Origin of the sequence: Paracoccus tibetensis (assembly GCF_900102505.1) — a bacterium.
GTDB lineage: Bacteria > Pseudomonadota > Alphaproteobacteria > Rhodobacterales > Rhodobacteraceae > Paracoccus > Paracoccus tibetensis.
Window position 1 is genome coordinate 255,274 of the sequence record NZ_FMVT01000005.1, and the last position, 13,818, is coordinate 269,091.

Genomic DNA, 13,818 nt, shown 5'->3' on the forward strand with positions numbered 1-13,818 from the left:
CTCAGACCAGCCCGGCGCGCAGGCAGTCATGGATGTGCAGGATGCCGCGCGGACGCCCCGCCTCGACCGCGAAGAGACAGGTGATCTTGCGGTCCTGCATCTCCGCAAGGGCGGCGGCGGCCAGCGCCTCGGGCGCGATCACCCGGGGGGCGCGGGTCATCACCTCGGCCGCCCGGCGCTCCAGAAGCCCGTCCATGTGCCGCCTGAGGTCGCCATCGGTGATGATCCCGGCCAGCCCGCCCGCGCCGTCCACGACGCCGGTGACGCCGTAGCCCTTGCGGCTGATCTCCAGCAGCGCCTCGGACATGGGCGCGTCCTCGGCCACCAGCGGCAGGTCGCGCCCCATCAGATCGCCCACCGTCGCCAGCAGCGCGCCCAGCTTGCCGCCGGGATGGAAGGTGCGGAAATGCTCGGGCGTGAAGCGCCGATGCTCCATCAGCGCGACGGCGAGGGCGTCGCCGAGCGCCAGGGTCATCGTGGTCGAGGTCGTGGGCACGATCCCGTTCCCGCAGGCCTCCTCGGCCGCCGGCAGGACCAGCGCCAGATCCGCCTGCCGCAGCAGGGTCGATCCGGGGCGCGAGGCGACCCCGATCAGCGGGATGCGGAAGCGCCGGGCATGGGCGATCAGGTCCGCCAGCTCCGGCGTCTCGCCGCTGTTGGACAAGACCAGCGCCAGGTCGGATTCGGTCACCATGCCCAGGTCGCCATGGCTCGCCTCGGCCGGATGGACGAACTGCGCGGGCGTCCCGGTCGAGGCGAAGGTCGCCGCGATCTTGCGCCCCACATGGCCGGACTTGCCCATGCCCGAGACGATGACCCGCCCCTTCACCGCCAGCATCATCTCGACCGCGCGCGAGAACTCTTCGCCCAAGCCCGCGGACAGCGCCGCCAGCCCTGCCCGCTCGGTCTCGATCACCCGCCGCGCCGTCTCGATGTAATCTGCCAAGGGCCGCCTCGTCTTCTGTGCAAAAATATCCTCGGGGGGTCCGGGGGGCGAAGCGCCCCCGGCCTCCGCCCCCGGCAGGGTCCCCCGTCCGGTGCAGGGCGCTCAGTGGCGGAAGATGTCGCCCTCGTCGCCCCAACCCAAGAGGTCCAGATGGGCACGCGCCGGCAGAAAGTCAAAGCACGCCTGCGCCAGCCCAAGCCGGTTCTCGCGCTTCAGCCGCTCTTCCAGCGCCTCCTTCAGCTTGTGCAGGTGCAGAACGTCCGAGGCCGCATATTCCAGCTGCGCGTCCGTCAGGTCCGCCGCGCCCCAATCGCTGGTCTGCTGCTGCTTGCTGACATCGACGCCGACCAGCTCGCTCAGCAGGTATTTCAGCCCGTGCCGATCCGTATAGGTCCGCACCAGCTTCGAGGCGATCTTCGTGCACCAGACCGGCGCCGTCACCACGCCGAAGGCGTTCTCCAAAGCGGCCACGTCGAAGCGGCCGAAATGGAACAGCTTCAGCACCTTGGGATCGGTCAGCATCTTCGTGAGGTTCGGCGCTTCGGTCTGGCCGCGGTCGATCTGCACCAGATGCGCCTCGCCGTCGCCCGATGACATCTGCACCAGGCACAGCCGGTCGCGGCGCGGGTCCAGACCCATCGTCTCGGTGTCGATGGCGACGACCGGGCCGAGGTCCAGCCCGTCGGGAAGATCGTTGGGGTAAAGATGGATGCTCATCGTCTGCACTGCCTTCGGCCTGCCATGTCGCCTGCCGCCTTCCTTGACCAGAATTGCCGCGTCCGTTCCAGCGAAAATCGCGGCCGGAGGAAAAGCAAAACCCCCCGGAAACTCGCGTTCCCGAGGGGTTTTGTATCATGGTGCCCAGGAGAGGACTCGAACCTCCACGCCTTGCGGCACACGGACCTGAACCGTGCGCGTCTACCAATTCCGCCACCTGGGCAGGTGGTGTGAGCGGGGTGATTAAAGCGAGGCGCGAGGGGCGTCAATGGCCCTTTTCAACTTTCCTGCCGAATTTCCGTGCGGCCCTGCCGCCGCCCGGAGCCGCCTTCTTGCCCGGCTGGCCGGCCTTCGGTAAGGAGCAAGCACGCAGAGGGTGAAGGAGTCGGGCGCCATGGCGAAACTGGTCACGATCTTCGGAGGGTCGGGCTTTGTCGGACGGCAGGTCGCCCGGCTGATGGCCCAGGCCGGCTGGCGCGTCCGCATCGCGGTGCGTCGCCCCGACGAGGCGATCTTCACCCGCACCTATGGCGTCGTCGGCCAGGTCCACCCGGTCTTCTGCAACATCCGCGACGAGGCCTCGGTCCGCGCGGCCCTGTCGGGCGCCGATGCGGCGGTGAACTGCGTCAACATCCTCTCGCCCGAGGGCAAGAGCACCTTCGACGCCGTCTTCGAGACCGGTGCCGAGCTGATCGCCCGCCTTTCCGCCGAAATGGGCGTGGCGCGCCTTGTCCACATCTCGGGTCTCGGGATCGACCCGCAGTCGAAAAGCCGCTACGTCGCCGCCAAGTCGCGCGGCGAGGCCGCCGTCCTTGCCGCCCGGCCGGACGCGGTGATCCTGCGCCCCTCGGTCATCTTCGGCCCCGACGACAACTTCTACAACCGCTTCGCCGGGCTGACGAACAAGGGCCCCTTCATGCCGGTTCTCGGGGGCAAGACCCGGATGCAGCCGGTCTATGTCGAGGACGTCGCCCGCGCCGCCGTCATGGGCGCCACCGGCGAGGCCGCGCCCGGCATCTACGAGCTGGGCGGCCCCGACGTGCTGACCATGCGCGAGATCGCGCAGCAGGTCGTCCGCTCGACCGCGCGCCGCAAGATCCTGCTGCCGATGCCGGGCTTCCTCGCGCGGATCGGCGCCACGCTGCTGGACGGGGTGCAGTTCATCACCGGCGGGCTCTTCCGCAACTCGCTGCTCAGCCGGGACCAGCTGGCGCTTCTGTCGCAGGACAACGTGACGACGCCCGGCACGCGCGGCTTCAAGGAGCTGGGCATCCAGCCCGTCTCGCCCGGCGCCGTGATCGACGACTATCTCTGGCGCTTCCGGCCCTCGGGCCAGTTCAACGCCATGAACCGCTCGGCCAAGAACCTGCGCCGGCCCTGATGGAGCCGAACACGATCGTCGCCGCCGTCCTCGGGATTCTCGAGGGCCTGACCGAGTTCATTCCCGTCAGCTCCACCGGCCATGTCCTGCTGGCCGGCCACTTCCTAGGCTTCGATTCGCCCGGCCGCGCCTTCGAGGTGATGATCCAGCTCGGCGCCATCGCCGCCATCCTCGGCGTCTACGCCCGCAAGATCGCCTCGACCTTCGCCGCCGCGCCGCATGATCCGGCCGCACGGCGCTTCATCGCCGCCGTCCTGATCGCCTTCCTGCCCGCCGCCGTCATCGGCGCGCTGGCGCATGGCTTCATCAAGGCCGTGCTTTTCGAGACGCCCATGCTGATCGCGCTGATGCTGATCCTCGGGGGGTCCGTCCTCCTGTGGGTGGACAGGCGCAGCTTGCGGCCGGTCTATACCCGCGCCGAGGATTTCCCCATCGGCATGGCCTTCCGCATCGGCATCATCCAGTGCCTCGCGATGATTCCCGGCGTCTCGCGCTCGGGCGCGACCATCGTGGGGGCGCTGCTGATGGGCGCGGACAAGCGCTCCGCGGCCGAGTTCTCGTTCTTCCTGGCCATGCCGACGATGGTCGGGGCCTTCGCCTATGACCTCTACAAGAACCAGGACATCCTGCATGGTGAGGCGCTGACGAACATCCTCGTCGGCTTCGTCTTCGCCTTCATCTCGGCGGTCGTGGTGGTGCGCTGGCTGCTCGGCTACGTCTCGCGCCACGGCTACGCGCTGTTCGCGTGGTGGCGGATCGTGGTGGGCGTTTTGGTTTTGCTTGCGATTCTTACGGGTAGGTAACGCAAGCTGACCTAGTTGATCCTCCAGTCCCTCATTTATTCCGCCTGCCCGAGGAAAATCTGACTTAAAGGTCAGCATGGCTGACTTTTCATTCAATCTCCCTTCGTTTATGGCTCGCGCACAGGTTTCTTAACGAAGGTTGCGCAGCCATGGCCACGCAGAAGATGCTCAAGTTCGTCTCGACCCCGCGTGAGATGCCCGAGAAACGCTCGGCTGCGGAACGGGCCGAGGACTTCCACGAGATCTACCGCGAGTTCGCCGCCCAGAAGGCGGCCGAGCAGGCCGGGCGCTGCAGCCAGTGCGGCGTGCCCTACTGCCAGAGCCATTGCCCCCTGCACAACAACATCCCCGACTGGCTGCGCCTGACTGCCGAGGGCCGCCTGCACGAGGCCTACAAGGTCAGCCAGCTGACCAACACCTTCCCCGAGATCTGCGGCCGCATCTGCCCGCAGGACCGCCTGTGCGAGGGCAACTGCGTCATCGAGCAGTCGGGCCACGGCACCGTCACCATCGGCGCCATCGAGAAATACATCACCGACACCGCGTGGGAGAACGGCTGGATCGAGACCGCCCGCCCCGAGGTGGAGCGCGCCGAATCTGTCGGCATCATCGGCGCGGGTCCGGGGGGCCTTGCCGCGGCCGACGCGCTGCGGCGGCGCGGCTTCCAGGTGACGATCTACGACCGCTACGACCGCGCCGGCGGGCTGATGACCTACGGGATTCCCGGCTTCAAGCTGGAGAAGGACGTGGTCATGCGCCGCAACAAGCTGCTCGAGGATGCGGGCGTCGAGTTCGTGCTGAACTGCAACGTGGGCGAGGACATCAGCTTCGACGCGATCCGCGGTAAGCATGACGCGGTGCTGATCGCGACGGGCGTCTACAAGACTCGCGATCTGGATCTGGACAATGCCGATCATGGCGGCGTGGTGCGGGCGATCGACTACCTGACCGCCTCGAACAAGGTGGATTTCGGCGACGAGGTGCCGGACTACGAGGACAGCGAGCTGAACGCCAAGGGCAAGCGCGTCATCGTCATCGGCGGCGGCGACACGGCGATGGACTGCGTCCGCACCGCCATCCGGCAAGGCGCGCAGTCGGTGAAATGCCTCTATCGCCGCGACCGTGCCAACATGCCCGGCTCGCAGCGCGAAGTGCAGAACGCCGAGGAAGAGGGCGTTGAGTTCGTCTGGCTTTCCGGTCCCGGCAGCTTCGTCGGCCATGTCACCGGCGACTTCGCGGCCGCGCAGGAAGCCGATGTCGATGGGCCGGTGCGGACGGTCTCGCAGATCGCCAACGTCCGCATCCAGAAGATGCGGCTCGGCCAGCCCGATGTCACCGGCCGGCAGTCGCCCGAGCTGATCGAGGGCGCGGATTACGACGAGCCGGCGGACCTGGTCATCAAGGCGCTCGGCTTCGAGCCCGAGGACCTGCCGCAGCTTTGGGGCGTCGAGGGTCTGGAGGTCACGCGGTGGGGGACCATCAAGGCGAACTTCCAGACGCACCAGACCTCGATCCCCGGCGTCTTTGCCGTGGGGGACATCGTGCGCGGCGCGAGCTTGGTGGTCTGGGCGATCCGCGACGGGCGCGAGGCGGCCGAGTCCATCGACGGCTACCTGACGGGCGAGGCCCGGATGGCCGCCGAATGAGGGGCTCACCGATGATGCAGCCGGCATGCACCGAACGTGCACCGAACATGCACCGACAACGCGCGGTGGCTGTTGCGGCCCTCGCCGGCGCGTTCGCCGTTGCGTCCGCCCTGCTGTCCCTGCCGGCGGCGGCGGCGACCTTCACGCCCCCCGGCGGATGCCAGCTTCAGGTCACCGTCCAGAACCGCGGCTGCACGGTCAGTCAATACTACGTCTGCTCGGCCGACCCCGAGGGCTATCAGCGCAGCGCGATCTTCGGGAGGGACGGGCTCTACCACCTGTCCACGATCGACGCCGAGACGCGCTGGATCGAGAGCCAGAGCCCGCAGACCGGGCTGATGGACCGGCTGGTGGAAGAGGCCGAGAGCCATGCCAGCTTCTCGCGCCTGCTGGAGACGGGCCGGGACGACTTCGACTTCTGGACCGAGTCGAACAGCGGCGAGCGGCTGCGTCACCAGGGCCATGACGTCCTGACCGGCGAGAGCGTCGAGATCGGCGGCCAGACGCTGGAACGCACCGAGTTCGAGCTGACCACCACCGCCGAATCGGGCGAGGTGCTGATCGAGCGGCGCGGCAACCAGTTCATCAGCCGCGAGATGGGCCGCTTCTATGGCGGCGTCGAGAGGACGACCGACTGGACCGGCGCGCGGCGCGAGACGAATGACAGCCCGGTGACCTTCGCGTTTCCGGGCGAGGCCGGCTTCGGCCTGACCACCCCTCAATATGACTGTGATCAGCTGATGACGCAGATCCCGCTGGAAAGGGCCGCATCATGACGATGGATTGGAAAGCCTCCGAGGAAGCGCGCCGCGACTGGATGGCGCAGAACAGCCTCTACCGCGAAGAGGACGAGCATTCGTCCTGCGGCGTCGGCTTCGTGGTGGATCTGGCCGGCAAGCCCTCGCGCAAGGTCGTGCAGCACGGGATCGACGCGCTGAAGGCGATCTGGCACCGCGGCGCGGTGGATGCGGACGGCAAGACCGGCGACGGCGCGGGCATCCATGTGCAGATCCCGGTGCCGTTCTTCTACGATCAGATCCGCCGCACGGGTCACGAGCCCGACCAGTCCAAGCTGATCGCGGTCGGCCAGGTCTTCCTGCCGCGCACGAACTTTGCCGCGCAGGAATCCTGCCGGACCATCGTGGAATCCGAGGTTCTGCGGATGGGCCACTACATCTATGGCTGGCGGCACGTCCCGGTGAACACCGGCGTTCTGGGCGAGAAGGCTAACGCCACCCGCCCCGAGATCGAGCAGATCCTGATCCGCTGCGAGAAGGACATCGACCACGTCCAGTTCGAGCGCGAGCTGTACATCATCCGCCGCCGGATCGAGCGGGCGGCCGTCGCCGCGCAGGTGCGCGACCTCTACTTCTGCTCGCTGTCCTGCCGGTCGATCATCTACAAGGGCATGATGCTGGCCGAGCAGGTGGCCGAGTTCTACCCGGACCTCAAGGACGAGCGGTTTGAATCCGCATTCGCCATCTACCACCAGCGCTATTCCACCAACACCTTCCCGCAATGGTGGCTGGCCCAGCCCTTCCGCATGCTGGCCCATAACGGCGAGATCAACACGCTGAAGGGCAACCTCAACTGGTTGAAGAGCCACGAGATCCGCATGGCCTCCAGCGCCTTCGGCGAGATGGCCGAGGACATCAAGCCGATCGTGCCGGCAGGCTCGTCCGACTCGGCGGCGCTGGATGCGGTGTTCGAGGTCCTGGTGCGCTCGGGCCGCTCGGCGCCGATGACGAAGACCATGCTGGTGCCGGAAAGCTGGTCGAAATCGACGACCGACATGCCCAAGGCATGGGCGGACATGTATGCCTATTGCAACGCCGTGATGGAGCCGTGGGACGGCCCCGCCGCGCTGGCGATGACCGACGGGCGTTGGGTCTGCGGAGGTCTCGACCGCAACGGGCTGCGGCCGATGCGCTTCGTCGTGACGGGCGACAACCTGGTGATCGCGGGCTCCGAGGTCGGCATGGTGCCGGTCGATGAAGCGAACGTCCGCGAGAAGGGCGCGCTTGGGCCGGGGCAGATGATCGCGGTCGATATGTGGGACGGCAAGCTCTACCACGACACCGAGATCAAGGACCGCCTGGCGGGCAGCCAGCCCTTCGGCGAGTGGATCGAGAAGGTCGTCGAGCTGAACGCCATGATGCGCGATCTGCCCGAGCCGGTGCGCTTCACCGGCGACGCGCTGCGCCAGCGCCAGGCCGCCGCCGGCTTCACGATGGAAGAGCTGGAGCATGTGCTCGCGCCCATGGCCGAGGACGGCAAGGAGGCCATTGCCTCGATGGGCGACGACACGCCGCCGGCGGTTCTGTCCAAGCAGTACCGGCCGATGCACCACTTCTTCCGCCAGAACTTCAGCCAGGTGACGAACCCGCCCATCGACAGCCTGCGCGAGACGCGGGTGATGAGCCTCAAGACCCGGTTCGGCAACCTGAAGAACGTGCTGGACGAAAGCAGCAGCCAGACCGAGATCCTGGTGCTGGAGAGCCCCTTCGTCGCCAACGGCGAATTCGCCGAGATGACCAAGATGTTCGGCGAGACGGTGACGGTGATCGACTGCACCTTCCCCGACGATGCCGGGCCGGACGCGCTTGGCGAGGGCCTTGCGCGCATCCGCGCCGAGGCCGAGGATGCCGTGCGCTCGGGCGCGGGCCATCTGGTGCTGACGGACGAGGCGCAGGGGCCGGCCCGCGTGGCGATGCCGATGATCCTGGCGACCAGCGCGGTGCACAGCTGGCTGACGCGCAAGGGGCTGCGGACCTTCTGCTCGCTCAACGTCCGGGCGGCCGAGGTGATCGACCCGCATTACTTCGCGGTGCTGATCGGCTGCGGCGCGACCACGGTGAACCCTTACCTCTCGCAGGACAGCATCGCCGACCGGATCGAGCGGGGCCTCTTGGAAGGGAGCCTTATCGACAACATGCGCCGCTACCGCGACGCGGTGGATGCGGGCCTTCTGAAGATCATGGCGAAGATGGGGATCTCGGTCCTGTCGTCCTATCGCGGCGGTCTGAACTTCGAGGCGGTGGGCCTGTCGCGCGCCATGGTGGCCGAGTATTTCCCCGGCATGAACTCCCGCATCTCGGGGATCGGGCTGCACGGGCTTCAGGGCAAGCTGGAGGGGCTGCACCAGTCGGCCTATCACGGCAACGCCGCCGACCTGCTGCCGGTGGGGGGCTTCTACAAGCTGCGCCGCTCGGGCGAGAAGCATGCCTGGGAAGCCAACACGATGAAGCTGCTGCAGGTCGCCTGCGAGAAGGCGTCCTATGATGTCTGGAAGCAGTTCAGCGCGACCATGCGGGCGAACCCGCCGATCCACATCCGCGACCTGCTGGACATCAAGCCCTTGGGCAAGCCGGTCCCGATCGAGGAGGTGGAGAGCATCACCTCGATCCGCAAGCGCTTCGTCACGCCGGGGATGAGCCTCGGGGCCTTATCGCCCGAGGCGCATATGACGCTGAACATCGCGATGAACCGCATCGGCGCAAAGTCCGACAGCGGCGAGGGCGGCGAGGACCCGGCGCACAGCCACCCGCTGCCGAACGGCGACAATCCCTGCGCGAAGATCAAGCAGGTCGCCTCGGGCCGCTTCGGCGTTACCGCCGAATACCTCAACGCCTGCGAGGAGCTGGAGATCAAGGTCGCGCAGGGTGCGAAACCCGGCGAGGGCGGCCAGCTGCCCGGCATGAAGGTCACCAAGCTGATCGCGCGGCTGCGGCACTCGACGCCGGGCGTGACGCTGATCTCGCCGCCGCCGCATCACGATATCTACTCGATCGAGGATCTGGCGCAGCTGATCTATGACCTGAAGCAGATCAACCCGCGCGCCAAGATCACCGTGAAGCTGGTGGCGTCCTCGGGCGTCGGCACCATCGCGGCGGGCGTGGCGAAAGCCAAGGCCGACGTGATCCTGATTTCGGGCCACAACGGCGGCACGGGGGCCTCGCCGGCGACCTCGATCAAGTTCGCGGGTCTGCCGTGGGAGATGGGGCTGACCGAGGCGCATCAGGTTCTGGCCATGAACCGCCTGCGCGAGCGGGTGACGCTGCGAACCGATGGCGGGCTGAGGACGGGGCGCGACATCGTCATGGCGGCGATGATGGGGGCCGAGGAATACGGCATCGGCACCGCCGCCCTGATCGCGATGGGCTGCATCATGGTGCGCCAGTGCCAGTCGAACACCTGCCCGGTGGGCGTCTGCACCCAGGATGAAAAACTGCGGGCGATGTTCACGGGCTCGGCGGACAAGGTGGTGAACCTGATCACCTTCTACGCGCAGGAGGTGCGCGAGATTCTGGCTTCCATCGGCGCGCGGTCCATCGACGAGATCATCGGGCGCGCCGATCTGCTGACGCAGGTCAGCCGGGGTGCGGCGCATCTGGACGATCTGGACCTCAACCCGCTGCTCATCACCGTCGATGGGGCCGAGAAGATCGTCTATGACCGCTCGAAGCCTCGCAACGCGGTGATGGACACGCTGGACGCCGAGATCATCCGCGACGCCGAGCGGTTCTTCAGCGATGGCGAGAAGATGCAGCTGTCCTATGCTGTGCGGAACACGCTGCGGACCATCGGCACGCGGACCTCGAGCATGATCGTCCAGAAATTCGGGATGCGGAACAAGCTGCAGCCCGACCATCTGACGGTGCGCCTGACGGGCTCGGCGGGCCAGTCGCTCGGCGCCTTTGCCGCGCCGGGGCTGAAGCTGGAAGTGTCCGGGGATGCCAACGACTATGTCGGCAAGGGTCTGTCGGGGGGCACCATCGTGGTGCGCCCGCCGATGGCCAGCCCGCTGGTCGCGTCCGAGAACACGATCATCGGCAACACGGTGCTCTACGGCGCGACGGACGGCTATCTCTTCGCCGCCGGCCGCGCGGGCGAGCGCTTCGCGGTCCGCAACTCAGGCGCGAAGGTGGTGATCGAGGGCTGCGGCTCGAACGGGTGCGAATACATGACCGGCGGGGTCGCGGTGATCCTCGGGCGGATCGGGACCAACTTCGGTGCCGGGATGACCGGGGGCATGGCCTATCTCTATGATCCGGAGGGCGTGGCGCGGTCCTACATCAACGCGGAGACGCTGGTTCTCTGCGCCGTGACGCAGGACCACTGGGAGGCCGAGCTGAAGGACCTGATCGAGCGGCACTCCAAGGAGACCGGCTCGCGCAAGGCGGACGAGATCCTGGCGAACTGGGAGCGCGAGAAGGCGCATTTCCTGCAGGTCTGCCCGAAGGAGATGCTGATCCACCTGCCGCACCCCATCGCTGCCGTCGAGGCGCCGAGCGCGGTGCCGGCGGAATAACCCCTCCTGACGCGCTTCGGGCGGCCCCTTCGGGGGCCGTTCGTCGTTCCGGGCGCCGCATGCGTGGCGGCGCCGGATTGGGTATTTGAGCAACGGAGAAGGGCTACTCGGCGGCGATCCTGGGCTGGTGCTGCGCCAGGAGGGCGGCGAGTTCGGGGCGGCAGGAGCCGCAATTCGTGCCGGCGCCGAGGGCGGTGCCGATGGCGGCGACGCTGGTGGCCTCGCCCGTGGCGATGGCGGCGCGGATCTGGTTCAGGCCGACGTTCAGGCAGGCGCAGACGGTGGGGCCGGGATCGGGGCGGTCCGCGCCGGGCTGGCCGGCGAGGATGGCGGGGTCGGGCTGGGTCAGGGCGGCGCGGAGGTGGCTGCGGGAAAGCGGGATCGGTTGCGGCGCGATGAAGAGCGCGCCGGTAAGGCGGGCACCTAGGGTGAAGGCGAAGCGAGCGATGCCGCGGGAGGGATCGCGCAGCTCGCTCGTGGGGGCGGCGCCGAAGAGGGTTTCGGCGAGGGCGCGGGGGTCTTCTGCTGCGGTGCCGGCGAGTTCGTATTGCTGGCCGCCTTCAATGCTGGCTTTGGCCCAGTAGGCGCAGGTCAGGTGGAGGGGGGCGGCGCTGATGGCGTAGCCGAACCAGTCGGCGCGGAAGGGGCGGATGGCGACAGCGGCGGACTTGCTGGCGGGCTGGCCCGAGACGGGGTCGGTGAGGCCGGGGATGAGCGCGTCGATGCGGCCTGAGGGGGCGGTCTCACCGGTCCAGTGGATCGGGGCGAAGGGGTGGCCAGGCTGGACCTTCGGGGTGATGAGGGTGCGGAGGATGGCGGTGCCGTTCTCGCTGGTGACCTCGGCGAGGGAGGCGGGGGCGAGGCCGAGGCGCAGAGCGTCCTCGGGGTGGATCTCAAGGAAGGGTTCGGCGAGGTGCTGGTTCAGGCGCGGAGCGAGGCCGGTGCGGGTCATCGTGTGCCACTGGTCGCGGATGCGGCCGGTGTTGAGGCGGAAGGGCGCGGAGTCCGCCACGCGTGCGCTGACCGGGATCATCCGCGCGCGGCCACTAGGCGTGTGGAATCTGCCCGTGGCAAAGAACCGGCCGCCTTTCTGGCGGTGGTTTTGCGGCCAGAGGGTGGGGGTCAGGGTCTCGTAGTCGGCGGTGGCGAGATCCGAGATGTCGAAATCGCTGCCGAGGGCGCCGGCAACGCCTGACAGGGCGGCGTGTTCGGCGAAGATCTGGGTCGGGGTGGTCCAGTCGAAGCCCGTGAACCCCATGCGGCGGGCGACTTGCGCGAGTTGCCACCAGTCGGGGCGGGCCTCGCCGGGCGGCGGCAGCGCGGCGCGCTGGCGGCTGATGAGGCGCTCGGAATTGGTGACGGTGCCGTCCTTTTCGCCCCAGGCGGTCGAAGGGAGGAGGACCTTGGCAAGGCGGGCGGTGTCGGTGTCGGGCCAAGTCTCGGAGACGACGGTGAAGTCGCAATTGGCGATGGCGCGGGCGACGCGGTCAGCCTCGGGCATGGTGACGGCGGGGTTGGTGTGAATGATCCAGAGGGCCTTGATGCGGCCATCCTCCACCGCGCGGAACATGTCGACGGCCTTGAGGCCGGGGCTGGTCGCCATGCGGGGGGCGTTCCAGAACGCGCCGACGGCGGCGCGGTGGGCGGGGTTCTCCAGCTCCAGGTGGCAGGCGAGCATGTTGGCGAGGCCGCCGACCTCGCGCCCGCCCATGGCATTGGGCTGGCCGGTGACGGAGAACGGCCCCGTGCCGGGGCGGCCGATGCGGCCGGTGGCGAGGTGGCAGTTGAGGATGGCGTTGACCTTGTCGGTGCCGCTGTCCGATTGGTTGATGCCTTGGGAATAGACGGTGACGGTCTTGTCGGTCGCGGCCCAGAGGTCGAGGAACTGCTGGAGTAGATCGGGGGCCAGCCCGGTATCTTCGGGGCGGCTGGCGCGGGCGGCGGTCAGCGCGGCATCAAGGCCGGTGACATGGGGCAGGAAGGTGGCGCTGGTGCGGGCGGTGTCGTGCAGGTGGCAGAGGAGGAGGTTGAAGAGGTGGCCGTCGGCGCCGGGGGCGAGGGGCAGGTGCAGGTCCGCATCCTCGCAGGTGGCGGTGCGGCGAGGGTCGATGACGACGATCTTCATCTGCGGCCGGGCGGCGCGGGCGGCCAGCAGGCGCTGGTGCAGGACCGGGTGGCACCAGGCGAGGTTTGAGCCTGTCAGGACGACCAGATCGGCCAGTTCCAGATCCTCGTAGAGGCCGGGGACGGTGTCGGTGCCGAAAGCGCGGCGGTGGCCGGCGACCGATGAGGCCATGCAGAGGCGGGAGTTCGTGTCGATATTGGCGCTGCCGATGAAGCCCTTCATCAGCTTGTTGGCGACGTAGTAGTCCTCGGTCAGGAGTTGGCCGGAGACATACAGGGCCACGCTGTCAGCCCCGTGCTGGGCGATAGCGTCGGTGAAGCGGTCGGCGATGAGGTCGAGGGCCTGGGTCCAGGGCGCGTCGGTGCCGTGGATGCGGGGGGTGAGGAGGCGGCCTTGGGTGCTGACGGTCTCGCCAAGGGCGGCGCCCTTGACGCAGAGGCGGCCCCGGTTCGCCGGGTGGACGGGGTCGCCCTTGATGGTCAGGCCCCCCTGCCCGTCCGGGGTCGCCAGCACGCCGCAGCCGACGCCGCAATAGGGGCATGTGGTGCGGACCGGGTTCATGCCGCCCTGCGGGAGAGGAAGGCAGCGTCGAGGAGGATGCGGCCGTTCTGGACCCGCACCGCGTAGGTGGCGACGCGGCCGTCGTCGGCGCCTTGGGCCTCGCCCGTCGCCATGTCGAAGACCCAGTTGTGCAGGGGGCAGGTGACGGAGGTGCCGTGGACGATGCCTTCGGAGAGGGGGCCGCCCTTGTGAGGGCAGCGGTCGTCGAGGGCGAAGACCTGATCGGTGGCGGTGCGGAAAATGGCGACGCAGCCTTGGGGGGTGCGGACGACGCGGGCACCTTCGCGCGGGATGTCGCTGAGGGCGGCGATGTCGATGAGGTTCATGG

At 68.3% G+C, this 13,818-nt stretch carries 9 protein-coding genes and 1 tRNA gene; 5 read left to right on the top strand and 5 right to left on the bottom strand.

The window, feature by feature from the left end; all coding sequences use genetic code 11:
* Position 1 precedes the first annotated feature (1 nt).
* From BLP73_RS09145 to BLP73_RS09155, 3 genes are all read right to left on the bottom strand, one after another.
* Complete coding sequence (locus tag BLP73_RS09145; protein WP_090742872.1) at positions 2 to 946, bottom strand: KpsF/GutQ family sugar-phosphate isomerase; 945 nt, start codon at positions 944 to 946, stop codon at positions 2 to 4.
* Positions 947 to 1,048: 102 nt separating this feature from the next.
* Positions 1,049 to 1,663, bottom strand: a complete 615-nt coding sequence (locus tag BLP73_RS09150) for a ribonuclease D (RefSeq protein WP_090742875.1) — start codon at positions 1,661 to 1,663, stop codon at positions 1,049 to 1,051.
* 138 nt (positions 1,664 to 1,801) lie between these two features.
* Positions 1,802 to 1,886: transfer RNA gene (locus BLP73_RS09155), tRNA-Leu, on the bottom strand.
* A 171-nt stretch (positions 1,887 to 2,057) separates the two neighbouring features.
* Here BLP73_RS09155 and BLP73_RS09160 point away from each other — a divergent pair.
* The 5 genes from BLP73_RS09160 (at position 2,058) to gltB (ending at position 10,804) form a co-directional block, all read left to right on the top strand.
* Positions 2,058 to 3,044 (top strand): complex I NDUFA9 subunit family protein, encoded by a 987-nt coding sequence (locus BLP73_RS09160; protein ID WP_090742877.1) that lies wholly within the window; start codon positions 2,058 to 2,060, stop codon positions 3,042 to 3,044.
* Entirely contained in the window at positions 3,041 to 3,847 is an 807-nt protein-coding gene (locus BLP73_RS09165; protein ID WP_175453297.1) for an undecaprenyl-diphosphate phosphatase, read from the top strand. Before BLP73_RS09160 ends, BLP73_RS09165 begins: the two co-directional genes overlap by 4 nt.
* Positions 3,848 to 3,996: 149 nt before the next feature.
* Positions 3,997 to 5,493 carry an NAD(P)-dependent oxidoreductase gene (locus BLP73_RS09170; protein WP_090742884.1) on the top strand — a complete coding sequence of 499 codons (1,497 nt, stop codon included), beginning with the start codon at positions 3,997 to 3,999 and terminating at the stop codon, positions 5,491 to 5,493.
* A gap of 47 nt (positions 5,494 to 5,540) precedes the next feature.
* Positions 5,541 to 6,269, top strand: coding sequence for a hypothetical protein (locus tag BLP73_RS09175; protein ID WP_139165920.1), 729 nt, complete (start codon positions 5,541 to 5,543; stop codon positions 6,267 to 6,269).
* Positions 6,266 to 10,804, top strand: a complete 4,539-nt coding sequence (gltB, locus tag BLP73_RS09180; protein ID WP_090742891.1) for a glutamate synthase large subunit — start codon at positions 6,266 to 6,268, stop codon at positions 10,802 to 10,804. Before BLP73_RS09175 ends, gltB begins: the two co-directional genes overlap by 4 nt.
* Positions 10,805 to 10,907: 103 nt before the next feature.
* Here the strand turns inward: gltB and BLP73_RS09185 are convergent, their stop codons facing one another.
* Together BLP73_RS09185 and nirD are read right to left on the bottom strand one after the other, a co-directional pair.
* Complete coding sequence (locus BLP73_RS09185; protein WP_090742892.1) at positions 10,908 to 13,490, bottom strand: nitrate reductase; 2,583 nt, start codon at positions 13,488 to 13,490, stop codon at positions 10,908 to 10,910.
* Positions 13,487 to 13,816 carry a nitrite reductase small subunit NirD gene (gene nirD / locus BLP73_RS09190; RefSeq protein WP_090742895.1) on the bottom strand — a complete coding sequence of 110 codons (330 nt, stop codon included), beginning with the start codon at positions 13,814 to 13,816 and terminating at the stop codon, positions 13,487 to 13,489. The genes BLP73_RS09185 and nirD overlap by 4 nt, the downstream gene beginning before the upstream one ends.
* Positions 13,817 to 13,818 lie beyond the last annotated feature (2 nt).